Annotated in this window: 25 protein-coding genes; 1 reads left to right on the top strand and 24 read right to left on the bottom strand. The window is 30.6% G+C overall.

Going from position 1 to position 26,364, the window contains the following annotated elements:
- Window position 1 precedes the first annotated feature (1 nt).
- From ACOBME_RS07770 to ACOBME_RS07750, 5 genes are all read right to left on the bottom strand, one after another.
- On the bottom strand, window positions 2-1,012 hold the full coding sequence (locus tag ACOBME_RS07770) for a hypothetical protein (protein WP_338965479.1): 1,011 nt from the start codon (window positions 1,010-1,012) through the stop codon (window positions 2-4).
- Window positions 1,013-1,082: 70 nt separating this feature from the next.
- A complete protein-coding gene (locus ACOBME_RS07765) occupies window positions 1,083-2,090 on the bottom strand; it encodes an NAD(P)H-dependent glycerol-3-phosphate dehydrogenase (protein WP_338965477.1) in 1,008 nt (335 codons plus the stop codon).
- Window positions 2,091-2,104: 14 nt separating this feature from the next.
- Complete coding sequence (gene der / locus ACOBME_RS07760; RefSeq protein ID WP_419334865.1) at window positions 2,105-3,421, bottom strand: ribosome biogenesis GTPase Der; 1,317 nt, start codon at window positions 3,419-3,421, stop codon at window positions 2,105-2,107.
- Window positions 3,422-4,093, bottom strand: coding sequence for a (d)CMP kinase (gene cmk, locus ACOBME_RS07755; RefSeq protein WP_338965473.1), 672 nt, complete (start codon window positions 4,091-4,093; stop codon window positions 3,422-3,424).
- A 13-nt stretch (window positions 4,094-4,106) separates the two neighbouring features.
- Complete coding sequence (locus ACOBME_RS07750; RefSeq protein ID WP_338965471.1) at window positions 4,107-4,808, bottom strand: hypothetical protein; 702 nt, start codon at window positions 4,806-4,808, stop codon at window positions 4,107-4,109.
- Window positions 4,809-4,907: 99 nt separating this feature from the next.
- On the opposite strand from ACOBME_RS07750, the gene ACOBME_RS07745 reads away from it, so the two are divergent.
- The gene (locus ACOBME_RS07745) at window positions 4,908-5,153 is read left to right on the top strand and encodes a ferredoxin (protein ID WP_338965469.1); all 246 of its coding nucleotides are present in this window, start codon (window positions 4,908-4,910) and stop codon (window positions 5,151-5,153) included.
- Between the two features lie 32 nt (window positions 5,154-5,185).
- On the opposite strand, the gene ACOBME_RS07740 is transcribed toward ACOBME_RS07745, so the two are convergent.
- The 19 genes from ACOBME_RS07740 to ACOBME_RS07650 form a co-directional block, all read right to left on the bottom strand.
- The gene (locus tag ACOBME_RS07740; RefSeq protein ID WP_338965468.1) at window positions 5,186-5,695 is read right to left on the bottom strand and encodes a dUTP diphosphatase; all 510 of its coding nucleotides are present in this window, start codon (window positions 5,693-5,695) and stop codon (window positions 5,186-5,188) included.
- Window positions 5,685-7,244, bottom strand: coding sequence for a VWA domain-containing protein (locus ACOBME_RS07735; protein WP_419334862.1), 1,560 nt, complete (start codon window positions 7,242-7,244; stop codon window positions 5,685-5,687). The genes ACOBME_RS07740 and ACOBME_RS07735 overlap by 11 nt, the downstream gene beginning before the upstream one ends.
- Window positions 7,245-7,270: 26 nt before the next feature.
- Window positions 7,271-8,815 carry an AAA family ATPase gene (locus tag ACOBME_RS07730; RefSeq protein WP_419334860.1) on the bottom strand — a complete coding sequence of 515 codons (1,545 nt, stop codon included), beginning with the start codon at window positions 8,813-8,815 and terminating at the stop codon, window positions 7,271-7,273.
- A gap of 13 nt (window positions 8,816-8,828) precedes the next feature.
- The gene (locus ACOBME_RS07725) at window positions 8,829-9,497 is read right to left on the bottom strand and encodes a hypothetical protein (protein WP_338965459.1); all 669 of its coding nucleotides are present in this window, start codon (window positions 9,495-9,497) and stop codon (window positions 8,829-8,831) included.
- 86 nt (window positions 9,498-9,583) lie between these two features.
- Window positions 9,584-10,966 (bottom strand): hypothetical protein, encoded by a 1,383-nt coding sequence (locus tag ACOBME_RS07720; RefSeq protein WP_338965458.1) that lies wholly within the window; start codon window positions 10,964-10,966, stop codon window positions 9,584-9,586.
- The gene (locus ACOBME_RS07715; protein ID WP_338965457.1) at window positions 10,906-11,184 is read right to left on the bottom strand and encodes a hypothetical protein; all 279 of its coding nucleotides are present in this window, start codon (window positions 11,182-11,184) and stop codon (window positions 10,906-10,908) included. The genes ACOBME_RS07720 and ACOBME_RS07715 overlap by 61 nt, the downstream gene beginning before the upstream one ends.
- An 8-nt stretch (window positions 11,185-11,192) precedes the next feature.
- Entirely contained in the window at window positions 11,193-11,603 is a 411-nt protein-coding gene (locus ACOBME_RS07710) for a hypothetical protein (RefSeq protein WP_419334858.1), read from the bottom strand.
- A 108-nt stretch (window positions 11,604-11,711) separates the two neighbouring features.
- The gene (locus ACOBME_RS07705) at window positions 11,712-12,278 is read right to left on the bottom strand and encodes a hypothetical protein (RefSeq protein ID WP_338965455.1); all 567 of its coding nucleotides are present in this window, start codon (window positions 12,276-12,278) and stop codon (window positions 11,712-11,714) included.
- Between the two features lie 72 nt (window positions 12,279-12,350).
- Window positions 12,351-13,103 (bottom strand): hypothetical protein, encoded by a 753-nt coding sequence (locus ACOBME_RS07700; protein WP_419334856.1) that lies wholly within the window; start codon window positions 13,101-13,103, stop codon window positions 12,351-12,353.
- Window positions 13,104-13,115: 12 nt separating this feature from the next.
- Complete coding sequence (locus ACOBME_RS07695) at window positions 13,116-13,871, bottom strand: hypothetical protein (protein ID WP_338965450.1); 756 nt, start codon at window positions 13,869-13,871, stop codon at window positions 13,116-13,118.
- Between the two features lie 11 nt (window positions 13,872-13,882).
- Entirely contained in the window at window positions 13,883-14,467 is a 585-nt protein-coding gene (locus ACOBME_RS07690) for a hypothetical protein (RefSeq protein WP_338965448.1), read from the bottom strand.
- A gap of 112 nt (window positions 14,468-14,579) precedes the next feature.
- Entirely contained in the window at window positions 14,580-16,787 is a 2,208-nt protein-coding gene (locus tag ACOBME_RS07685) for a hypothetical protein (protein WP_419334854.1), read from the bottom strand.
- A 58-nt stretch (window positions 16,788-16,845) separates the two neighbouring features.
- Entirely contained in the window at window positions 16,846-18,894 is a 2,049-nt protein-coding gene (locus ACOBME_RS07680) for a hypothetical protein (RefSeq protein ID WP_338965444.1), read from the bottom strand.
- A 144-nt stretch (window positions 18,895-19,038) separates the two neighbouring features.
- Complete coding sequence (lpdA, locus tag ACOBME_RS07675; RefSeq protein ID WP_338965443.1) at window positions 19,039-20,424, bottom strand: dihydrolipoyl dehydrogenase; 1,386 nt, start codon at window positions 20,422-20,424, stop codon at window positions 19,039-19,041.
- Window positions 20,425-20,440: 16 nt separating this feature from the next.
- Window positions 20,441-21,718, bottom strand: a complete 1,278-nt coding sequence (locus ACOBME_RS07670; protein WP_338965442.1) for a dihydrolipoamide acetyltransferase family protein — start codon at window positions 21,716-21,718, stop codon at window positions 20,441-20,443.
- An 18-nt stretch (window positions 21,719-21,736) separates the two neighbouring features.
- Window positions 21,737-22,726 (bottom strand): alpha-ketoacid dehydrogenase subunit beta, encoded by a 990-nt coding sequence (locus ACOBME_RS07665; RefSeq protein WP_338965440.1) that lies wholly within the window; start codon window positions 22,724-22,726, stop codon window positions 21,737-21,739.
- Window positions 22,726-23,829 (bottom strand): pyruvate dehydrogenase (acetyl-transferring) E1 component subunit alpha, encoded by a 1,104-nt coding sequence (gene pdhA, locus ACOBME_RS07660; RefSeq protein ID WP_419335384.1) that lies wholly within the window; start codon window positions 23,827-23,829, stop codon window positions 22,726-22,728. Before pdhA ends, ACOBME_RS07665 begins: the two co-directional genes overlap by 1 nt.
- Window positions 23,830-23,864: 35 nt before the next feature.
- Window positions 23,865-24,851 carry a lipoate--protein ligase gene (locus ACOBME_RS07655; protein ID WP_419334851.1) on the bottom strand — a complete coding sequence of 329 codons (987 nt, stop codon included), beginning with the start codon at window positions 24,849-24,851 and terminating at the stop codon, window positions 23,865-23,867.
- A 2-nt stretch (window positions 24,852-24,853) separates the two neighbouring features.
- Entirely contained in the window at window positions 24,854-26,212 is a 1,359-nt protein-coding gene (locus ACOBME_RS07650; protein ID WP_419334849.1) for an FAD-dependent oxidoreductase, read from the bottom strand.
- Window positions 26,213-26,364 lie beyond the last annotated feature (152 nt).

Here is a 26,364-nt window from a genome sequence, read left to right as displayed (position 1 = left end):
TTTATGAATTTAAATAATAAGTAGTTGGTGATATTGATTTATTATCTGACATTAATGCTCCCGCGCTTTTACTAACAGTTAGGTTTGTTCCTAATAATCAATCTTTAATTTCGGTGCGAAAACCATAAATAGCGCCAACACAACCACCTAAAATTGCTAACATTATTAAAACACTAACGAAGACTGTTAATCAAGGACGTGATTTTTTTGTACAATTTTTACATTGACATTGTGTTCCATCATTTTCAATATTAGTATTTAATTTTCGATTTTTTTTACGACTTCCTTTGCTATTTTCATCTTCAAATAAATCGGTTGGTAAAGATGCTGCAATATTCATATTTTTACCAAGACCCACCTTAATATTATGATCAATTGGAACATTTAACAAATCGGATGGTTTAATGTTTTTTTGCCCATAATAATTTTCATTTTGATTTAAACCACAACTTTGTAAATTAGCAATTCGCTCCGCTAATGTTTGATTCTGTGTTGGAGCTGCCGCTGATTGTTGCACATTAGGCGTTGGATTTATCCCTTGTGAATTCTGTTGCACTGTTGGTGCAAAATTAGCACGTTGCTGATTCATAATTGGTTGCTGATATTGTTGATGCTGTTGTTGCTGATATTGTTGCGGCGCTGTATTTTGTCCTGATTGCTGTGCCTGTGAATATTCCTGTGCTGATGGTTGTTGTTGATATTGTTGCTGCGCAACATTCTGCTGATATTGCGACGGCGCACTAGCTGTTTGCTGCTGTGACTGCGAATATTGCTGCGGCGCCTGTGAATATTGCTGCGGGGCAACACTTTGTGGTGGTTGTTGCATCAAGTTTTGTTGTTGTGAATATTGCTGTGCTAATGGTTGTTGTTGATACTGCTGTGGTGCAACATTCTGCTGATATTGTTGCGGTGCAGCACTAAAATTATTCCCTTGATTAGGGGAAAGCTGTTGTTGATTATTGTCAGGTTTATTTTCTAAACCATTATTATTTCAAGTATGATGTAAACTCATTTTATGCCCTCTCACTATATATTGCCATACACTATTGTATAAAAATTATACCATAAAATGAGGATTTTTGCTATGCCAATATTGCTTTTGTAAAAACACTATTGATAATCGCACTTGGACGCTTATTGTTATATAAAATATCATATAACGCTTCAAACAATGGTAATACGATTTTATTAGCACGAGCATCTAAAACAATTGTTTTACAAGTTAAAACACCTTCAACTGTCTTAGCATGACTTGCTAAGACTTTTTTAGCATCATCTGCTTGTGCAATTTCAAAACCAAGTGAGTAATTTCGTGATTTGCTTGAAGTTGCAGTTAAAATTAAATCTGCTAATCCGGCAAAATTTAAAAAAGTTTCAATCCGAGCACCTTTTGCTTTTGCAAAAAGTTGAATTTCATTTAATCCCATCGTAATTAATGCTGCTTTAGCGTTATCTGATGCATAAAGACCGTTAAAAATCCCCGATGCAATTGCAACAGCATTTTTTAGGGCAACAGCATATTCAGCACCAACAACATCGGTATTTGCGAAGGTAACAAAATACTCATTATTAAATAAATTACGAACTTCTTGGGCCATTGCAATTTCATTTGAAACTGCCATAATGCACGTTGGTTTTCGTTGTAAAACTTCTTTAGCAATACTTGGACCATAAATTCCAACATATGCTTTTAAAATTTGATTATTAATTAATTTTCCAATTGAACGTGATAATACTTCATGTGTTTCAGGATCTAATCCTTTTGAAACATTAATAATAACAACTGGTTTTGTTACTGTTTGATTAATTCTTTCAATAATTGGTTTAATAGCAATAACTGGAATTCCCAAAATAATATATTCAGCGTCTTCAACAGCTTCGGTAAAATTAGTTGTTGCTTTAATTTCCCGATTAATTTTTAAATCACCAAAAAAATGAATATTTAAATGTTCATCGTTAATATCATTAACTTCTTTGCTATCAATGCCATACATTATAACATTATGATCATTATCTGTTAAAACATTAGCCAAAACAGTACCATATGCTCCCGTTCCGATAATAGTAATATTCTTTTGTTCTTTTCTCATTATTACTTACCTCATTACTTTCTTTCTCTAAATAATATTTTAATTGGTACACCATCAAACCCAAAATGTTCACGAATTTGATTTTCAAGAAACCGTTTATAAGAAAAATGAATATATTTAGGGTTGTTACAAAACATAATAAAAGTTGGAATCATACTTTCGGGTTGTGTTGCATAATAAATTTTTATTCGACCACCATTAAAATCTGGCGGTGGATTTAACAATTGTGCTTTAACTAAAATTTCATTTAAAACGCTTGTTTTGATGCGTTGCGTTAAACCAGTATAAACCTCGTCAATTGTTTGAAATAATATATGCAAACGTTTTTTTTCTAATGCTGAAACAAAAACCATTTTTGCATAACTTAAATATTTAAAATAACCACGAATTTGACTTTCAATTGTCTGCATTGAACGGTCGTTTTTTTCGACAACAGCATCCCATTTATTAACAGCTAAAATAATTGGCTTGTTTTGTTCAAAAGCAATTCCAGCAATATTAGTGTCTTGATCAGTAATTGTTACTGTCCCATCAATGATTAATAGAACAAGATCACTTCTTTCAATGGCACTAACGGCACGAAGAACACTATATTTTTCTAATTTTTCATAAACCTTCCCCTTCCGTCTAATCCCCGCTGTATCAATAACCGTATAAAGGTGATCATTTCGTTTAAAGGTTGTGTCAATTGAATCAGTTGTTGTTCCTGCAATTGGTGAGACAATTACTCGTTCTTCTCCTAAAATCGCATTTGTTAATGATGATTTCCCAACATTTGGTTTTCCAATTAAAGAAAAATGAATTCCTTCCGTTTTTGGTTGAATTGGAATTTGGTCTAAATAAGAAATGACTTTGTCCAATAAATCACCAATCCCAATCCCATGCGTTGCTGAAACGGCAATTGGTTCACCAAATCCTAATGTCATATATTCATATAATTCACTTTCTTTTTCTTGTTTATCATATTTATTAATAACTAATAAAACCGGTTTCTTTGCCCGATATAATATTTTTGCAATCATTTCATCATCTGGGGTAATTCCTTCTTTATATGATAAAACAAAAATAATAACATCAGCTTCCGCAATCGCAATTTCTGCTTGCATTTTAATTTCTTGGGCAAACATTGCTTCATTATCTAAAGTAATTCCTCCGGTGTCAATCATTAAAAATTCACGCGTTAATCATTCCGAAAAGGCATAAATTCGATCCCGTGTAACACCAGGAGTATCTTCAACAATTGCAAGAAGGTTTTTAATAATACGATTAAATAATGTTGATTTCCCAACATTTGGTCGTCCTACAATTGCTACGGTTCCTTTTTGTGCCATTTATTTTCCTACTTTCTTATATTCCATTACAACTTGATAAATTGCAGCGACTGTTTGTTCAAAGGTTAAACTACTAGTATCTATTACAATTGCATCAGCAGCAATTTTTAATGTTCCAACTGTCCGACTTGTATCAACATGATCACGTTCTCTTAACTTTGTAGTAATTTCTGTTAAATTATTTGGTGTAATATCATTTTCATTATTTTGACTTCATCTTCGTTTAGCGCGAGCAGCAATACTAGCTGTTAAATAAATTTTTATTTCTGCATCCGGCAAAACAACAGTTGTAATATCACGACCAACAACAACATTACCCTTCTTAGTAACTAATTGGCGTTGTAATGCTACCATTGCTGTTCGAATAAACTCAAGACCGGTAATTTTATTAATATTATCCAAAACTAAACTTGTTTGAAGCATTGCTGTGACATCTTCATTATTAACATAAATTTTATTGTTTAACACTTGATAATTAAACTTTGTTAATAGAACTTGTAACTGCTGATTATTACTAAAATCAATCTGTGCCTTTGCACAAAAATAAGTAAAAGCACGGTAAGTTAATCCGGTGTCAATAAATTGATAGTTTAATTTTTTGGCCAATTCATAACCGGCAGAAGACTTACCACTACCAGCTGGACCATCAATAGCTATATTTAATTTCATCATCTTCTCCCATTTTCTATAACACAAAGATTAGTGCCAAACAAGCACCTAATAAAATAACAAGCAAAAGTATTGTTAATAATAACATTTTATAGTTTAGTTTTATTTTACGATAAGTAACTAGAACATTATTATGCTTTTCTTCTAATAAAATACTTGATTCCTTTAACATTTCTGCTGTACTACGATTGTCATTTTTGCGCATATGAGCAATTGTACTAAATTCAATGTTTGTTGAATTAATTTTAAAATCACTATTTTCTTCTTGGATTTTATCACTTAAACGGTGATATGTAATTTTTTCAGCTAGAATACTTTCTAAAATTGTCTGATATTTTTGATAAGTTGGTTTATTTAACAATGTTTCAGCAATTAAAATATTATGCATAATATCACCAGCATCTTGATCATTTTTTAAATTAACTTGAGCGGATATATTTGTTGTACTAACAACTTGTTCTAATAATTGCTGTAAATCATATTTAAAATCAGATGGATATGGTTGTTCATCTGGATTTTTATCCAAATATACTTTTTCTCAGCTAAATTCTTGTTCAAAATCTGATTTAACATTGTTAAAGAAAGTAGCATCAATGACATTTAATTTTGCCATATAACTATTAATTACTTGATTTGCCTGATTAATTTCTTGATCTAATTCAATTTCCTTCTTGATCATCTCACGTAGTTGGGCAAATTTTTCCATTCTAGTTTCCATTGTACTCCTCCAACTTTTTCAAACTACATTAAAATTATATATTATTATTAAAATTTTTGTTATCATTATAGTAATAAATAAGATAGTGGGGGGATCTCGATGGCAGACCGCGATATTTCAAAGAAAAGAACATATGTTAACACTGACTTGTGTATTTCTTGTGGAAGCTGTATTATGATTGATGAAACCGAAACATTCTTTATGGATGATGATGGTTTTGCAAATACAACTGAAAATGTTCAAGAACTAGTTGAAGCACAAATGGTTTGTCCAACGGCTGCCATTTTTATTAAAACATTAGAAGAATTTAAAGAAAATCGAAAAAGTAGTCTTGATACTGATTAAAAAATGTTTTATAAATATTTATAAAACATTTTTTAATAATTATTTTCTTGACGAGCAAAGTTAATTTCATTTTTCTTATTATATGCTGTAATTAAATCAGTTTCCGTAAACTTTAACTGCGCAGCAATAATTAAATATTGGTTTAAAACTTGAAAATAAATTTTAGTTGTTTGTTTTTTAATTAATTTAGCACAAGCAGCAAAACATTCTAAATAGAGTTTTGTTAAACTAACTACTTTACCAAAGTATTTATTTTGATAATGAAATTTATTAAAATCAACTTGTAAACTACTACCAATACTAATTAAAAAATGAATTCCATCAATATATTCTTCTAACAAAACATCTTGTTCTGAAGCTGGTTTGATACTTCAATATTTAAAATCACGTTGTTCATTAATAAATTCGGCTAGTTCAACTAGAAAAGCCAAAATTCGTTTATCTAAGGTTTGTTCATCATTTAACTTAAATTTTGTTAAAATATGATGATCTATCTTTTTTTGATTTTCAAGTAAATATGCAAAAGTTGCGTTACTTAACATTGTTATTGACCCCCTGTTCTGTTCTAATTTTGTTTAAAATAGTTTTTGCTCCTGGAATTTTATCATATTTCTTAACAACTTCCCCCGTTAATGAAGCAATAATCCGTTCTGAAGCAAACGGATCACGAGGATCATAAATTCATGCGTTGTCAAAAACTGTTGTCGCCTTTTCTTCTCCCATTGTCCCAATAATAATGGCGTGGAAACGATTACGTCTTTTTCTTAATATATTAATTTTTTCAATAATATCAGATGATAAATCTGATGTCATAAAATCACTAATTAATAATAAATCCGCATTAAAATATTCATTACTATCCATTACCGTTAAAGTATGTTGCAATGCTGGCTCAAAATCCGTATCACCACCAAAGCTTTTTGATAAAAAATCAATTAACTTTGGAACAGAATCTTTTAGTTGGGATAAGTTATAAACATCTAAACTTTTTGAAAAATTAATCATATAACACGGACGATGTTCTGATAAAGCAATTTTAGCAATCGCCAACGCCAATGCTTTAGCAATTTGTTCCGGACTACCACGCATTGAAGAAGATGTATCAATTGACAACACAATTGGCCCTTTCTCTTCAAGAACATATGATTCAACTGTCGTTAATTTAATTTGTTCTTTTGGAACCTTATCTTGTGATAAAAATTCAAATGTTGTTAATTTTCCTTCAATATATTTTTTATAAAAAATATATTTTAAAATAGGATAACGTAATAAAAATAATTCAGCAGGAAACATATGTTCTAAATCTTTTGATTCAGTCGCCCCAATGATTTCTTCTGGCGATGAACCAACTGGTTTTCACTCAAAATCCATTACAATTTCTTCTAAAATTCGTTGTTCAATTAAATTACTTTCACCCTGATAACGTCCTAATAAAGTTGCAATTTCCATAATTGCGGGGTTACTTTCTAAAAATTTAGCAAACTTATCAATTGCTGTCATATCAACACCTGGTTTTAATAGTTCTGCTGGATCTCACATTTTTCCAAAAAAATTTCATACTGTCTTTAATAAACTATTTGCTTGATGATAAATTGCAATCTTATTGTACAAATCTTGCATAAATTTACTGCGTAACTCTTCAATTTTAGTGAACCGATAATCATTAATTCTTTTAATTAAAATGGATTCTCACATCCCAACAAAATCTCGAAATAACATATTAGGATTATTATTTTTCTTATTAAATTCATAACGATAATAGTTTAACCGATCATAAAACGGTGAATTGACTTTAAATAAAAAATCCTGTGTTGAAGCATAATTCTTTTTTAATCCTTCATACCCATTAACTTTAATTCAATGAAATAAATAAATTTCTTTTTCAATATTTGGACTCAATTTAATTTTCATAATTTCATCTTCAATTTTTTTATCATAAAAATTATTAATTTCTTGATCAAAAATATCACTTAATCATCGATTTGATTTTTTAACCAGAGCAAAATTTGGACTAGCTAAATAAGTCTTTTTTAATTCTATTAATTTTTCCGCTAATTTAACCCCTGCTTTTTGCTCTAAATATGGATTCATAATGAATACTCCTTTGTTTTACAAAATTAATTTTTAACTAAATTTGATAAACTGCCAGAATTAGGTTCGGTATTATCTTTTGAACGATAATCAACTTCAATAATATCCTCATTAAAATTCAGTTTGTCATCATTAAAAGCATTATTAACAGCTAAGATAAAACGGTCTCTAAAAAAGATACAATTTAATTCTAATAAACGTTCTTTTTCATCAGGAAAAGCAGTTGCTAACTTATCAATTTCACGTTCAACTGCTAAAATTCTTTTTTCAAGTTTAGAATTATTATCTTCAACTTTTGAATTTTTAATTTCAACTCTAATTTCCTCATATGTTTTAATAATTTTAAAAGTACTATCATTGACATAACTAATTTCAGTTTGTAACACATCAACCATATTATCTAAGTCTTCGCCATAATATAATTCAACTAATGTTGGTTGTGTTTTATTATGACGAGCATCAATCAAATCTTCAACGCGAATAAAACAAATCGGATATTGTTGATTTTTTCAAAGAATACGATGAAAAGTTCCTTGTAATTTTCCATCAAAAACATCCAAATACTCACTTTTACGACTATTAACTTCTTGAATATCTTCATACTGTGCTGATAATTCTTCTAATTCTTTACTTAAACGAATCTTTTTTTCACGAACATCATAAGTTAACGCATCTAGATAAAACTCGTTAAAAATAGCATTATATTCTTCTTCTTGTTGTTCGTCATCTCAAATACAATAGGGAATAACTAATCAATCAGCTTTATCAACCGTATCAAGACCATTATAAAAAGCTGATGCTTTCATTAAATGGGCAATCTTTTTTCATCGGCGATCAGAAATATAATATTCCCCATCAGTTGCAATATACATTGCTTTTCGAAACCGTGAAATAAAATCAAATGTTGATTGGGTCATTTTAACTTTATTAATTTTTTTTCGTCACACATCATATTCTTCATGGGTAATCTGTAAAGCTTCATCAACTTTAACATCTAATTCTGTTACTCCAGCAATCATATCATTAAAATTTGTTTCATCTTTTAAGCCATGGGCAATATAACGAATAATAAAACGATCATATAAGGCTTCTAAACCTTGGCCCTCTGCTGGTAACTCATTTGACGCAGAAATCAATAATTTCATTGGAACTTTAATATCAACCCCCGCATTACGAAAAATCTTTTCATTAATAATTGTTAATAATGTATTTTGAATTGAAGGTCCTGCCTTTCAAATTTCATCTAAAAAGACAATTTCCGCAGTTGGTAAATATTTATCAATCAACCGTTTATATACTCCCTTTTGTAAATCCTCAATTGAAATTGGTCCAAAAATTTCTTCTGGTGTTGAAAAACGATTCATTAAATACTCAAAAATAGTCCCATTTTTAAAAGCATGTTTTAAACGTCGTGAAACTAATGATTTTGCAATTCCCGGTTTTCCTAAAAGAAAAATAGATTCTCCACTTAGCATTGCTAACATTGCTAAATTAAAAATTTCTTCTTTTTCATAAACATTTTGCTGTAATTGTTTTGTTAATTCTTCTAATCTTTCTGTAAGCGTCATCATTTTTCTTTACTCCTTAAACTTCTAAATTAATTTTTCGTTTGACATCATCTGATTTAACAATTAACAGACATGCCCCAACAATTCAAATTGAGGTAATTACTAAAACTAACACAATAAATATTAATAATCATTGACTAACTGGTTCTGAGGTATTTGCTTTAATACTACCTAAAATTAATAAAGCCGCACATAGAATTTCAACAAATAAAAAGTACAAAATTACTAACATAATGTAGGCAATTGCCCACCCATAAACCGCCCCCGCGGTTCGTGCCATTCCCATTGGAATAAAATATAATAAACTAAATAACAATGTGATAAATAAAAATCCATAACTTAAAAAATCCTTAACATAAATATTGGCAAAAACTTTAATACTGGGATCAACATAGTTACTTAAAGCAATTAATATTGCTTTTTTACCAATAAAATATGCCAAAGTAATTGCGAACACTTGCCCAAGAATAATAAAACTACGCCCAACTCGTTCTAACGGACTATCTCAAAACATTCGACGTTGAGAAAAATCATTATTTTGGGTTGGTGAAATATAACTAAAACGTTTTTGTTCTTGTTTTGATAATTCTTTAACTTCTTCTTCGTATTTTCGTCGTTCTTCCTCTGTATCAAGCAGTTCTAAATCAGGAAATTTATTTCCATATGTTGGCTTATTTTTATTCATCTTGAACCCCCTTTTGCTACATATGAACCATATTGTTATTATTTTAGCATTTTTTCATAAATTTAAACAATTAAATTACATTTTTCCTACTTTTCAACAATAAAATCACGTGATATTATCCCATCAAAATATTTTGAACCATCCGTTGCTGTTACTGCATCATACCAATATCTTCCTGACACTTGAAAAATACTACTATCATTTAATCGGCGGCCATTTCCATCCGTAATAACAATTGTAAAATAATTAGTAATATTATTAATATTATAACCACCCCTATTAATAGCTGCTTTTAGTTGATTCATAATGGTGCTTACGACATTTCGAACCGAATTACCAAATTTTTGCTGCCCAGGATTAATCTTATTGTAATATTTATTAATTGAAACAGGCTCCACAGTTAAATTAAAGGTTGTTATGCCTGTTACAACATTATCATTGCCAAGGGCAGTAATTGTAATTGTCTTTTGACCGGTTGTTAATTTTATTAAACTATTTTCTGTAATACCACTAATGCTAAAATCAGAGTAATTTAAATTTAACCCCCTACTTTGTGCTCGTGCTAGAATTTGTGCTTTAATTTCACGATAGGCACGCTGTTGGGTCCAAGAACTATCCACCACTAATTGTGACAAGGAAATGGCACTAATTGGTGCTGCTGTAATCCGAATAACCCCTGTTTTAAAACTGCCTTGATAATTTAATGAGTCTTTCGTTGCCGTAATTATTGCATTATATGTTCCTACCCGCAAATTAGTATTATTATAGCGTCCAACATTAAGTTCATTTACCGCAATATTAAAAGCATTACTATGCGAACTTTCAACGGGATAATTATTACCTGGTTGTCCACTACCCGTTTGATTACGATAATCTCAATCATTGGCAGCTTGAAAAATTGCTTGTTGATAATCATTATATAGGTCTTTCACCCTATCCAAGGTTGTGTATGTTTTCGATAAAGCAAAAGTTGATTGTAAAACATTAAGATTGTTTTTATCAACGCCCCATGGATCTTTCACAACTTTAGTTGGAAGTTCATATTCATAAGATAAATCATAAAGTTTATTAAACGTTCCATCATATGAAAATTGCACATTAATAACAATGCTTGGAAAACTTAAAAGTTTATCTTGATACACATTATTATTATTTCCTCGTAACATTCCATTGATTGGCGGTTGTTTAGTAAAAGTTGTTCCCACAATTGTTGTGGGATTTATCCCAACACCAACGGTAATGTCCTTAACAATCTTGTTAATATCAATATATTGATTATTTAAATTTTCTAACAAATAACTTTTTAAACTTGATTTAATAGCATCAATCTTATTTGTTAAACGAAGATCAATTGCTTGTTCTGAATCATCATATTTAATATTTTCAATCACATCTTTAACATTAGCAACTAAGTTAAATTCTTGATAATTAATGGAACGAGCAGTATAACTTTGTTGATCATAATACATTTTTGTTGGATCCCGCGGTTAATTTTATCTGGCAAACCATTATTATTAATATTTAAAAACTGAATTAATACTTCATTATAAAAAATTTGGTGTTCAGAACCTCATACATATGAACTAAAATCATTATTTTCATAGTTAACATTATCAGAGACATTATCAGAACTTAATCCCATTTCTTTAATATAACCTTGATAAGAATAAACCCGTTGATCTTGCATTACGCCATTTAAAAATGTTTGATCAGTATTTCGATCATATAAATCATAACTATTTTAACATTAACAAAGGTTGGCATTTTAATTCCAATTTTGGTAAAAATATTGGCAATTGCCCCGTAATTATTACTGTGATAATCAAAAAGACTAGCACCAAATTGTTGTAAGGAATTAAATTTTTTAACATTATACTTAATATTTAATGTTAAATTACTTGCAGAAGGGTTATCTGTAATTGCTGCAAATGGAGTTCCATTTTTATTAACAACTTGCTCATTAATAATAATACTATTATCAGCCTTTGCGATTGGATAATATTCTGTTAAAAGTGCATTTAAAATTATTTCATTATTAGTGTCTAACGCAAGGCCATATTTCTGAACTAATGTCACAATTTTGCTATTACTCATTAAATTTAACATTTAACTTAAAGTTAATAATGTTGGTACTGCCGCTTGTGTTGTATCATATGTATAATCAAAAGTTTTCTCTAAATCAACATAATAACCAGCATTATCAGTTCCAATTAGTTACAAAGCAAATCTAATTTTATAAGTAAATAATCCGCGGTCTTTATCAACAGGAGTAACTGTTACTAACCCGTATTTATCATCACCATTATTATAGGGATAAGTTAAAATTTTTGGTCGTAAAATTAAATTCAATCGATTTCCTTGATAAATTATTCGAGTTCCTGACAAAGTGGCCCCTGTTCCTTTTAACATTGTTTCAACAGTACTTAAATTATTTTTAATTCAATCGTTTTTTGCAAAAATTTCTTGAATAATTTTAATATTATCTAAATTAGGATAAATATCAATCCCATCTTTTTCACCAGTATTAAAAGAAACATAACTCGCTAAATGTTCTGGCCTTGGATCACCATTAAGATCAAGTAATGGTTTTGATAATTGTTGATTTATCATTCTAGTAATTTTATCATCCAACAAAGTAGCATTAGCTCATGGATTTTTATTATGATAAGAAGAGGGTGCAACAACAGAATAAATAACACCACCTAGACCAGCTGCAATCGCAACTGTTCCAATAATGGCAAAAATCTTTAAATTAGTTTTTCGCGATAATTTTCGACGCATTGGTACTGGTGATTCTAAAATATTATTAGTCTTATCTTATTTTACCATTAATAGCCTTTCCTTCCATGCACATTAATCATTTTTTAAATCTGCTTTAAACTCTTTTTTTCTTCCTGCTTGCTTTTTTTCTTGTTGTTCTAAAACTGGTTTTTGAACATACACCCGCTGTTTTTTTTCTTTTAAATTATTTAAATTATATTTTTCTTTATTATACTTAATTGTTTCTAATTCAACAAGATGTTGTCGTTCTTGTTCTAATGTCACTAACTTTGTTTCAACTTTTTTAATTTTTGTTTCATCTGTTAAATATTCAAATTTTTTTCGTAAAATTCATTGTTTTTTAACTTCTCGTCACAATAAAACATAGGAAGGAAAAATCACTAGAATACAAACACTAATTAAAGTAAAAGCAACAATAAAATAATTATTAATTGTATTAAACATTCCAATATAAGTAACTGTTAAAATAAAACAAACTGTATAATATATGATGGCAAAAACAGTGGAAATAATAATTCAACTTTTAAAACTTGCCGCTCTTTTTAATTTAAGATAGGGCAAACCAATAAAACAAAAGAAAAAGAAGGCACAAACAAGGCCAATTACAACAGCAATAATATAATGAATTTCATAAGTTCGATGTAAAATAACTCCCGTTAAATTTTTGATATTATTGTAAGCCATCGCACAACCAGCACTAATAAAATAACCCATAAAAGTACCTAAAATAGAAAAACCAATGATTAATAACCGTGTTGCAACTTCAACTCGAGTGTTTCATTGTAATGCTAATTCATCGCGTTTTGAACTAATTTTTGTTAACATCCTAATCTCTCCTTATCCTCTTGTTGCACGAATTTGATTTGCTAATTCATTTTCAACTTTTCGTTGATATTTCTTACAGTTATTTTGTAAAGCCATACATCCAATTGCAAAACAAACAAAAGCAGCAAGAATGATTCCTCGTAAAATAAATGGGTTAATATTTAATCCAGCAACCGAACCTTTAATATAAAGCACTTGTAGGACCGCAATTAAAAAAACAATTATAAAATTAATGTTGCCAACAATGCTTACGATAATTGTTCAAATGTGAACAGTTCGTAAGGTCTGAGCCGTTAAAATTGGAATTGTTAAGAAAAAGAATGTTGATACTCAGGCAATTGATAAGAAAATAATTAAGGCAATAACAATTGGTTGTCCAATTGCCACAATTGGCCCCGTAAAAGAAGTGTTTAATTTTGAAACCAAAGACATCAGAAATTGGGCAATAACTTGACTTAAAGTTGGAATATATACCAATGAAACAACAATTAACATTAATTGCCCAAAAATAATCATTATGCGGGCTAAAGTTTCTCCTTTTGTTGCAAAATAATATTTAGTTGCATCAACGTTATAATGATAAGGCAAAGGTTTATTTTGTTTTTTGCGTTTTAATTCATACTCACCTAATGATTTAACTGTTTTATCCACCACCGTTTTGTCCAAACTTTTTAATGACGCTGGGCGATTATCTTCCACAAATTGAATTGTCTGAACCATTTCTGATGCGGTCTCACCTTTTGACAATATTGTTTTCTCTTTTTTCATTTGACACCTTCCTACTCAACCACTTTTAACTGTGATCTAAAATCTAAACTTTCCGCCATTGCAATATTAATCCGTTTTTGTTGTTGTCATGCTGAAAGTCATAATAAAAAACTCCCTCAAAACAAAACTAATGCACAAACTCCAGCCATAATAACACCCGGGAAATTTAAGCGCACTGGAATATAAAGATAAGCAACAACACTTATTGCTAACATTAATAAAGTAAAGAAAGACCCTAAGGTAATAAAAATAATTCCTGTTAATTTTATTGTTTTAATATTACGAACAATTAACGTTGGAATAACAAAAACTAACGAAAAGATAATGCCTAACAAAGCAAGCATAATTGTCATCCCACGAAAAACACCATCAGCAACACCAAAATTATTAAAAACAGCTGGAATTGGAATCTTACTAGTTGCAATCATTGCTAATGAGGCTGACACAATGATAATCACCCCCAGCATAATTCCTTGACCAAGTAAAATCAAAATACGGCCAACAATTTCCATTGCATTATTAAAATACATTCGTGTTAAACGAATATCTTGTTCTTGCGAACTTGCTTTTATCGTTCATTTGTCCTGTTTGCTCATCAATATCACCCAAAATTACTACTTTCCCTTTTATTTACAATGATTATAGCATTTTCTTCAAAAAATACTATCCCCTAAAAATAAAAAAATTCTTCTAGCTTAGAAGAATTTTTTATGGTTGATAAATAAGTTTTACTTTAAGTTTAACTGTTCCTTCAAATACCGGAATATTTAGCTGAATTGTAATAATTGATTCCTTAATAGAATCTGTTGCTATCGGCAAGACTAGTTGGTTTAAAACTTCATTTGTAAAGGCATTATACACATTTAAATCTAATGGTACATTTGGATACTTATTATGTAAAGCAGGATTTTTTGTAATGCTTTGATCTAATAATGTTTCCATAATTTTTACCAACAAAGCAGTTTTCTCGTCTTCAGTTGCTGGTAACTTACGAACAAAAATTGGTTCTACTTTATTAGTTAAATCAATATCTCCAAAAGCAGTTGGTATTCCTGGTGTTAATTTAAAATCAAGTGTTATTTTACCACCATAATTTGTTGGATTTAATAACATCAGATCGAATTGTAAAGAAATGTCTTTTGCTGTATTAGGGTCATAATTTTTAATCGCTTCACCAATCAGTGTTCCTAATTCTGTTACATTTCAATCAGCTTCATTTTTGGAAATCCCAAAAGTAAGTTCGTTCTGATCAACAAATGGTGGTTGTTTAATAACGTCTTTTCAAATTTGATGTTTAAAATAAGATCCCCGTTCTTTTCATGTCTCTAATTTTGTTGCATTAAAACGATAATTTTTACTTGTTAAATCAATTGGTAAATCAACTGTTATTGGATTATCAATCATTTTAATTTTTCCTTGAACAAGAACATCAACATCACGCCCTGATCCATCTTCTTGATTACCAAGAATTGAAATAACATAAGTTGCTCAATCACCATTACGCTCGGTTGCTTCTAATGCTCGTTTTAAATCGTCTTTTCGTTCAATTCTAAAATTACTTAATTGGTTTGATAAACTAGGACCTCATTCTGGGGTATTAATAACATTATTTCAAACTAAATTTAGCACCGAATCAACAGTATGATGATCTTGACGAACTAATAAAATTGAATCAACTGGTAATAAACTAATAGCCGTTCCTTGATTAATTAACTCAACTTCAATTGCAACATCACCTTTAAACATTGGATTTGTATTAAGGTTAATTGCATTTAATGTCACAACTCTTGACCCACCAATGCTAGGTCAATTTTGATTTAAAGTTGTCGTTCAACTCGTTACATCAAAGTCTTTTAGTTCTGGTCCATTTACTAAGTTTGCTTCTTGCATTGCCATCGCCCAGATGTAATCTTTATTAACATTTGGACGTTCTCTTTGCGTTACAACAACTGGCACCGTTAGTTTTATTGTTGGTGGTAACAATATTGGATCTTTAGTAACACCTCCAACAACACGAATATAATGGTGTGCATTCTCATCTTTTGGCGTTGCTAAAAAGTATAAATAAACAGCTTCTCCAACTGGGGGTTCTGTCACACTATTTCAGTCAATTAAATAGTCATTTCGATCATTTGAAACTCTTGCATCAGTGGCAAAATATTTTTTAACTTCTGTTCAAACTAAATCATATAGTGCATCTGGTGGTAAGTTATTTTGTTGTAATTTTAAGTTAACTTGCGCACGATAACTAATGACCGCTAACTTAATAACAATTGTTCCACTATACATTGCAGTTGGTGTATTCGCTTTACCATTATAAGCGGCCTGCATTTCAACATCTAATTTTTGGTTAAAAGTTACCGGTGGTATCTTAAACCCTGACATATCGTACGTATCGTAACTCTTTGGTGTATCTGGTTGCAAATCATTAACTGCTACTTTTCAAATATCTTGGTATAAATCATTAATTGAATCATATTTTGTAATATCCCAAAGATCTTTTAACTGAATCGTTTGGCTAAGGTCAATTGATGCTGTTTTAATAACAGTAAAATGAATAATAATTGAACCAATATACGGAATATCATTATCATCACGAACTGTTAAAACAACATAACCCTCTTGTGGAGTGTTATCATTAACCGGTTTTTCCAAATTTGCAGAATCAGTAACAGTAAAAATATCTACTGTCAAAGTTGAAGCAATTCGTTGTTCTGTTTTTGCTTGCTCAAAAATTGAATCAAGAACAGGAATATTGTCATCAGTAACAATGACATTATTTGTCAAAGTAAATTCTGTCGCAAGATTTTCTTTTCCATTAATTTTTGAAGGTGAAGGTGTTCCACATTCTATTGCACTGGCTGTTGAACTACTTACCAAAACAGTTGCTATTAAAAGTGCTAAAATTTTTCGCATTGAGAACATCTCTCCTTCCCTAAGTATTTACTAGTATAATTATACACTGTTTATTATCTTATTGATAATTAATGTTAAAGCGGAAAGTGACCGCCTTTAAACTCTCTGGGATATTCCCACCTACTTGTAATGCTAATTTAATATCAAGGACCGTAAAAAGACTATAACGAGTTTCATCATTAGCAAGAATGGTATTAAATCATTCAAGGAATGTGCCAACACTACTATGATAATTATTAACTGGGGTAAATGTTGTTTGATAATCCTTTTTGAAAGTTGTTTCATATTGTGCTTTTGAAATACCATTAATAATATTTAATTTATTTCCTGCTACTTGGGCAATATTTTTGATAAACGCTCATGTTTGGTCAATAATTTGATTCATCAACATTGTTTCAAATGCCTTTTGATCAAGACTAATATTTCTTACATCAATATTAATTTGATTTAGTGTTGTTGTTGCTCCATATAAGTTAGCACTTCAATATTTTGTAAATAATGTATTTCGTTTTTGAGGATCATCAATGGTATACGCATCAACATTTCCTGGATGAACTAAATTAGTGACTGAGTGTAATGATGGTTGGTCAATTGTGACAAATTCTGTTCCTGGCAAAGAATTACCAAGAAAATAAATTACTAAATTTTTATTTTCTTGAATTGTTCGTTTAATGACAGTATAATCACTTTTTTCAATAAAACCATATGATTGAAATGGTAAAATATTTCAATCATAAACCCATTTATATTTTGAATCATTAGGATTGCTCAAAACATCACGTTGTAAATCTTTAACAGCAGTTGCTAGTGTCTCTTTCCCGCTTAAGACATCTGTTACCTGATTGCGTAAACGATTACCAATGATATTTTGAATTGTTTCATCTTTTGGCAAGAACATAAAATAAAATTGTTCTGGTTTAGTGACGTCTAATCGTTTCGGTTGAATTAATTGATATCAATCTTTTCAATCATTTGGTACTAAATCTTCGGGTAAAACTAACCCCCGGTTTTCTGATGTTTCTAAAACATTAATTAAGAAAATTAATAATTGCGGAATGTATTGACCTCCAATATTAATGTCTTTTTTTGCTAGTGATCCGCTAAAATCAGGATTATTTTGTTGTGCTGATTGAATCACTCGATTCATATCAAACATATAGCCAACACTATCAAAAAATACCCCTGGTAAAATTTGATCTTGTGGATTAACACTTGAAATGGCAAAATTACTGTATGGATTATAATCACCAATAAATTCTTTATCTGTCCCTTTATTTTCGTTGTAAAAAGCAGCAAATTTTGTTTTATAAGCCGCATAAACTTCATCATCTAAAGTTAAACTATTATTGCTTCCATTTAACATAATATTATTTGCTTGACTACCAAGAATTTTTGTCTGATTTTCTCAAATTGTTGGGTCAGGTTTATCCTTGTTCATTGTTTCTGCTGTTTTAAAATTTAAAAAGTTTGATAAAAATCCTTCAATTCCAACAAAAAGCGTTGGCATTCAAATTAATGTTGATTGTTCTTCACCTTTATATTTAATTTTTAAATACAACATATTTTCCATTAAATTTAACTTATTTTGTTGAACATCAGCAAGTCCTAATGATTTTGTTCCTTGCGGATTAGCGTAAATATTTAAAATTTGAATTTGGTTAACATCACCATATTTTCCTTTAAAAAAGATATTATTCGCAATATACATTTTTGGGGCATTTGCAAAAATATAATTATAAGCATATTCTAATCGTAATGATGTCGCTTGAACTCGTGTTTGTGCAACACAGCCAGTTGTTGGATCAGGTGGCAGTTCATATGTTGCAAAAACAGGAGTTTTTTTAGTATTATCCCGTAGTTCAGTTTTAGCAAAATTAACTTGAAAATAATCCCCTGCCTCAAAGTCTGGTAAAGGACCATCCGTTTGAATTCCCCCATAACTTAAGATTTTCGCTAAAAATGACACCGCAAAATAAGCCGACGGAATTAAAACTGCGATATATAACAATGCACAAATTGCCGCAATTCACCCTCTTTTTCGCGAAGCAACAGTAACGTTTTTCGTTAATTTATTAAGTTTATCTCAACTTCCTGGTTTTTTTGCCATTAGTTTCTTCCTTAATTCCCCTTTATATAACCTACGTGCTCTCTAATATGGACTCATTATAGCAAAATTAAGAATAAATGCAATTAAAGATTAGATTAGATTTTTTACAATTAATTAATATAAAAAAAGTTACTTTTTGTAACTTTAAATATGAATGGCATGTCCTTCTAAACAGTGCGCAACTTCCATTAAAACTTCTGATAAAGTTGGGTGCGGATGAATCGCTTTTCCAAATTCATGGATTGTTCCTTCTGTTTCCATACAAACAGTAATTTCTGAAATCATATCCGTTGCTGTTGCCGCAATAATATGGGCCCCTAAAATTTCACCGTATTTAGGTTCACATAAAATTTTAACAAACCCATCGGTTTCACCATCTGCTAGTGCTTTTCCATTCGCTGATAACGGAAATTTAAAAGCTTTATAAGCGATTTTATCTTTAATTGCTTGTTCTTCGGTGATTCCAACGGTTGCAACTTCTGGAAATGAATAAATACATGATGGAATGCGATTATAATTCATTTTTTCATTTTTTCCCTTAATATTATCAATTACTAAAAGACCTTGTGATGAAGCAACATGGGCTAACATTGCTCTTCCAACAACATCCCCAATTGCATAAACGCCTGGTAAATTAGTACGACATTGATCATCAACTTCAATATTTTTTCGTTCACCAATTTTTAACCCGATATTTTCAAAACCGGTTGTAACAGGGACACGACCAACCGATACTAAACAATAATCAGTTGCTAACTTAACTTCTTTTCCTTCACTATTATCATAAATGACGGTTTTACCTTTAATTTCTTTAATTTTAACAGATGTTTCAATTTTAACTTTATTTTTAATTAATAGTTTTGTTAATTCTTCACGAATATCTTTATCTAACATTTCTAAAATTGTATCTAAACCTTGTAAAATTGTTACTTCTGTTCCTAAACGACGGTATAAACAAGCAAATTCAATTCCAATAACACCACCACCAATAATTGCCAATTTTTTTGGAATTTTTGGTAATGATAAAGCTTCGGTTGATGAAATAACATAACCATCTTTTTCTGCTTGTTCAAAGCCTGGTAATGGTAAATTACGTGAAACACTTCCTGTTGCAATAATTAAATTTGTACATGTATAGCGTTTTCCTGCTACTTCAATTGTGTTTTTATCAATTGCTTTCGCTTCACCCTTAACTAGGTCAACCTTATTTTTTTTCAATAAGAATTCAACCCCTTTTGTTAATTGTGTTACTACTTTTGCTTTGCGTTCTTGCATTTTTACTCAATTTGGGGCAACTTCTGTCATTTTTGAAATATCAATTCCATAAGTATCAGCATGACCAATTAAATCGTAAACTTTACTACTTTTTAATAACGCTTTTGTTGGAATACAACCAACATTTAGACAAACACCACCATAATATTCTTTTTCAATAATTAATGTTTTTAAACCTTCTTGGGCTGCTTTAATTGCCGCAACATATCCACCTGGACCAGCTCCGACAACAATTACATCATATTTATTTTCCATCTCATAACCTCTTCTCTTACAATAATAATAAAGCTGGTGATTCTAATAATTCAGTTACTCGTGCTAAAAAGCGTCCACCATCAGCACCATCAATTAAACGATGATCAATTGTTAATGACAATGGTAAGATTGAACTAACTTCAACTTCATTGTTGCTATTAATAACTGGTGTTTTTTTAATAATTCCAACTCCTAAAATTGCAACTTCTGGGAAGTTAATAACTGGTGTTGCTAGTTCAATTCCAGCTGACCCAAAATTTGTAATTGTGAAAGTTCCATCTTTCATTTCATCTGGTTTTAATTTACGTTCACGTGTTTTTGATGCTAAATCATTAACCATTTTTGCAATTTGCATAACATTTAATTGATCAACACCTTTCACAACGGGAACCATTAATCCTGTTGGGGTATCAGTTGCCATCCCAATATTATAGTAATCTTTAAAAATAATTTCTTGTTGTTCTTGATCGTATGACGAATTTAAAATTGGAAAATCTTTTAACGCAACGGCACATGCCTTCATAAAGAAGGGCATATAAGTTAATTTAACGCCTTGCTTTTCTGCTTGTCCTTTTAATTGCGTTCTAATTTCAATTAATTTTGTAACATCAATATTTTTCATTAATGTTGTTTCTGCAATAACTGTTTTTGATAATGTCATTTGTTTAGCAATTGCCTTACGAATTGGTGACATTGGTTCACGACGAACAGCTCCCGTTGCCGTAATTTTTGGAATTTCAATTGGCATTGCTGATAATGATGGACCAGTTGGTGAGGCGCTATTACCCTGTGCTAAATCAGCTTTCATAATTTTACCATTTGACCCTGATCCTTGAATTTTTGTTAAATCAATTTTTAAATCAGCCGCCATTTTTCGCACAAGCGGTGTTGATAAAACATTGCTGTTATTACCACTATTAATATTATTACTATTTGGTAAATGACGGGGAGCTAAAACAGTATTTGAAATTGGCACAGCACCAACTACCCCGGCTGCTTTTTCTTCTTCTACTGGGGCTGAGGCTGGTTGTGCTGGGGCGGTATCAGTGCTATCTGCACCACCATCATCAATTTCAACCACAACATCACCAACGTAAATTGTGTCACCAACATTCATATTAATCTTGCTAACAACGCCATCACATGGAGAATAAATTTCTGTATTAACTTTATCTGTTTCAACAGCAAACATTTCATCTCCATCTTTAATTTTGTCGCCAACTTTAATCATAATATTAGCAACTTTTCCTTCAGTTAATCCTTCTCCGATATCTGCAAATTTAAATTTAACCATTTTTCTTACAACTCCTCTCTAAAATTGGTAGTTAATTAATTCTTTAATTTTAACAGCAATTTTTTGTACTGATGGTTGATGATAATGTTCTCCACGATCAAACGGAATAATAATATCATAACCTGTTACCCGTCCAGCGGGGGCTCTTAAATATTCAAAACAATTTTCATTAACGATTGTAATTACTTCTGAGGCAACTGAAAATGAACGAACTGCTTCATGAACAACTAAAATACGACCAGTTTTTTTAACTGATTCAATAACCATATCACAATCTCATGGTTGAATTGTTCGTAAATCAATTAGATCAACATTAACATTGACTCCTTCTTCTTTTAGTTGGGCCAATGCTTTTTCACAGTCACCAACCTGTGCCCCATAAGTAACAATTGTTAAATCATCACCTTCTTGAATTTTATAACCTTCACCAATTGGTAAAGTATAATATTCATCAGGAATTTCTTGTTTAAAGGCACGATAAATTTTTGTTGGTTCTAAAAAGATTACTGGATCTGGTGATTCAACAGCCGCTAATAATAATCCTTTCATATCATATGGACTTGAAGGAATAATCACTTTTAATCCTGGATTATGTGAAAACATTGCTTCCATTGCTTCAGAGTGGTGTTCTAACGCACGAATTCCTCCCCCCATTGGCATACGAACAATTAGGGGACAAGTGAAACGCCCACGTGAACGATTACGCATACGAGCAACATGAGTGAAAAGTTGTTGTAAAGCAGGATATGAAAATCCTTCAAATTGCATTTCAACAATTGGTTTCATCCCATTAATTGCCATTCCAACCGCACTTCCAACTAAAGTTGCCTCAGCAATTGGCGCATCAAAACAACGGTCTTCACCATATTTTTCTTGTAATCCAACTGTTGCTCGAAAAACTCCGCCTTCAAAACCAGCGTCTTCTCCATACAAAACAACATTTTGATGTTTTTCCATTGCTAGATCTAAAGCATGTGTTAATGCTTGAATATTATTTACAACTGGCATTAGTGATGTCCTCCTTTAATTGAATATTTTGCAAAGAATGCCTCTGCTTCTTGATATTGTTCTTCTAAAAATTTTGGCATTTCAGCATATGTGTAAGCAAAAATATCACGAATTGAAACATTATTGTTTTCTTCAACTCAAGCAAATTCACCTTTAATAAATTTATCCTGCTCAGCATCTAATGCTTCTTGTTCTTTTTCTGATCATTTTTTCTTTGCAATTAAGTATGCTTTTAAACGAATTAGAGGATCTTTTTTTAAGGCTTCTTCGTGTAATTTTTCATCACGATAAACTTTTGGGTCATCAGCTGATGAGTGAGCTCCTAAACGATATGTATTACATTCAATTAATGATGGTCCTTCGCCCTTACGAGCAAGACTAATTGCTTCTTGAACGGCACCATAAACAGCAAAAAAATCATTTCCATCAACTAAAATATTACGCATTCCAACACCAACTCCTTTAACAGCAAAGTTAATTGCTTTTGTTGCTTTTCGGCGTGGTGTTGAAATAGCATATTGGTTATTTTCAACAATAAAGATCGCTGGAACTTCATATAATTGCGCAAAGTTAATTGCCTCATAGAATTCTCCTTCTGATGTACCTCCATCACCAGTGGTTGTAATAGCAACACCATCACGTTTATTATACTTTTCGGCAAATGCTAAACCAGTTGCATGGGAATATTGTGTTGCAATTGGAATATTTACTGGCAAAGTATTGATTCCTTCTGGCATTTTACTCCCCATTTCATTTCCACATCAATATAACATAATGTTTCGCATTGGCACACCACTTGCTAATCAAGCAGCATTATTTCGGTAAGCTGAAGAAAATCAATCTTTTCCTTTAATGATTTGCATTCCATATGCTACTTCAGTTGCTTCTTGCCCCGTCGAAGATAAAAATGATAACATTCGCCCTTGACGTTGAATTTTATTTTGAAAATCATCTTGGCGACGAGATAAACACATTAATTTATACGCGGTTAAAACTTCATCATCGCTAATTTTTGGCATCAAGTCTGGTTTAACAATTTTTCCTGTTTCATCCATAATTTGAAGCATTTCATTTTTTAACGAATTAAACTTGTCAAAATACATTTTTAATTCCATCCTTTCTGTTTCTCTATAAGTTTTTAATTAAAAATAACATCTAAGATTTCTTGTGTTTCAAATTTCTCTCCAAAAATTTCTTTAATATTAATTTTTAATAATTCTTTTGTAATTTTGTCCGGACTATATTCGCAACCTGTTAGAAGCGTTTCAAGGTGATCTGTTCCACCTGAACCTAAAAAGTCACCATAAAATTTAATATTTGTGATTTTTCCTTCATTAACACTTAAACGAACATCAACAGTTCCTTTTCCTTCATAACGGATTTTATTTTGATAACTAAATTCTGGTGAATTACCAAAATTTCAGTTTCATGTTCGATATTTTTCATCCGCTAATTTATTAGCAGCAGCAATAATATCGGGCGGTAAATCAACCACTGTTTTTCCTTGGGCTAATAGTTCTTTTGTAATAAAATCCATAAACTGATCAATTGTAATATCTGTTTCTAACAATGGGCGAATATTTGTTACTCGCGCTGGAATTGATTTAATTCCTTTTGAAACAATTTTACTCTGATCAACATTCAAATATTTTTGCATCTTGCTTAAATCAACATCAAACAAAAATGTTCCATGATGTAATAAGCGATTTTTATATTTTATTTGAGCATTTCCAGAAATTTTTTTACCATTAATTTCAATATCATTTTTACCAGCAAACTTAGCATTTAAACCAAGCTTTTGTAAAACATTGATAATAGGTTGCAAAATACTTTCATAATTTTTCGCGATTTCATCATCTTTATCAACAATGATGGAAAAACATAGATTTCCATCATCTTGATAAACAGATCCTCCCCCAGTAATACGTCTAACAACATTTACTTTATCAGTCTCAACTGCTTGTAAATTAATTTCTTCAATTGTATTTTGGTTACGACCAATTACAATTGTATTCGAGTTTTTTCACAAAAAGAAAATATTGTCCTTAATTTCATTTTTTAAGAGATATTCATCTAAAGCCAAATTAAAATAGACATCCGTAGAAGGATTTTTAAAACAGATCATAGTTATTTTTTAAAGTAATTTAAACCTAGTACCCCTAATGCTGGCAAAGTAATAAAGTTATATGGTTTATTAAAGTGTGGCAAGAAAAAAATATCAACTAATGGTAATTCATCAATTGTAACTCCTTTCATAATAGCCAATGAAAACATATACATAACTTCTGTATGATTAGCTACTGAACCAACTTGTGCTCCAATAATTTTTCTTGTTTTTTTATCTCAAATAATCTTAATTAAAACTTCTTGATAAGATTCCATAAACTCTGGACGATCATTATCGGTAAAAGTAATTTGTTCATAATCAAAACCAAGATCTTTTGCAACTGTTTCTGTTACTCCTGTTGAAGCTAATGCTCAACCAAAAACATTAATTGCATTTGAACCTTGGAATCCTGGTGATGCTAAACCTTCTGGTTTTAAAGCGTTAACAGCAGCAATAACTCCTGTTCGAACAGCATTTGTTGCTAAAGCAATATATGCTGGTGCTTTTTTAGCGTTATCATAAACTTCAACACAATCTCCAATTGCAAAAATATTTGGATCTGAAGTTCTCATATATTTATCAACCATAATTGCGGCATTTTTATCTAAATCAATAACACCATTTATAATTTCTGTGGCAGGTTTAAATCCAACTGATCAAATTACTAAATCAGCATCATATGAACCTTTATCGGTTACTACTTTTGTTACCTTGTTATTGTTTCCTTCGAATTTAATAACTTTTTCGCCACCACGTAAATTAACGCCCGCTTCCCGCATTGCGTTTTCAACTTTATCAGTAAATGGTTTATCGTAGTAACGTGGCATAATACGATCTGAAATATCAACTAGGGTCACATTTTTTCCTTTTTGGTGAAAAGCATCAACTAATTCAACGCCAATGTATCCTGCTCCACACACAACCACATTTTTAATATTTTTATCATCATTTGCTTTTTTTACCAATTCCCCGTGTTGGTATCATTTAACAATATGAACACCTTCTTGGTTAATACCCTCAATGTTTGGAATAATTGGTCATGAACCAATTGCTAAAATCAATTTGTCATAATTGTCATCAAATTCTTTGCCAGTTTTTAAATCTTTAACACGAATTTTTTGACTTTTATTATCAACTGATAATAATTCATGTTCCATATTTACTTTAATACCTTCACTTTGTAAAATCTCTGGTGAAGCATAAAATAAGCCTTTTGGATCCTTTACCTCTCCTGAAACTCATAATGCAATTCCACATCCCAAAAACGAAATATTGTTGTTTTTATCATAAGTAACAATTTCTGCTTTAGGATCTAATCTTCTTAGGGTTCTAACAGCAGTTGTCCCCGCATGATTAGTTCCGACTACAATAACTTTCATTTATATTCTCCTTCTCTGTTCTCACAGTATTTTTGGTTTTTTCGATATAACTAACTAAAAAAATGCCCATAGTTATATTTAAAAATGCGGCATATATTCCTGAAAATTAAATCATACCGTACCTTTATTATATACCTGCCATAAAAAATAGA

Origin of the sequence: Spiroplasma endosymbiont of Sarcophaga variegata (assembly GCF_965178695.1) — a bacterium.
Classification (GTDB): Bacteria; Bacillota_I; Bacilli_A; order Mycoplasmatales; family Mycoplasmataceae; genus Spiroplasma; species Spiroplasma poulsonii.
Note: the sequence above shows the minus strand (reverse complement) of the source record. Positions and strands in the feature narration are given on the sequence as shown.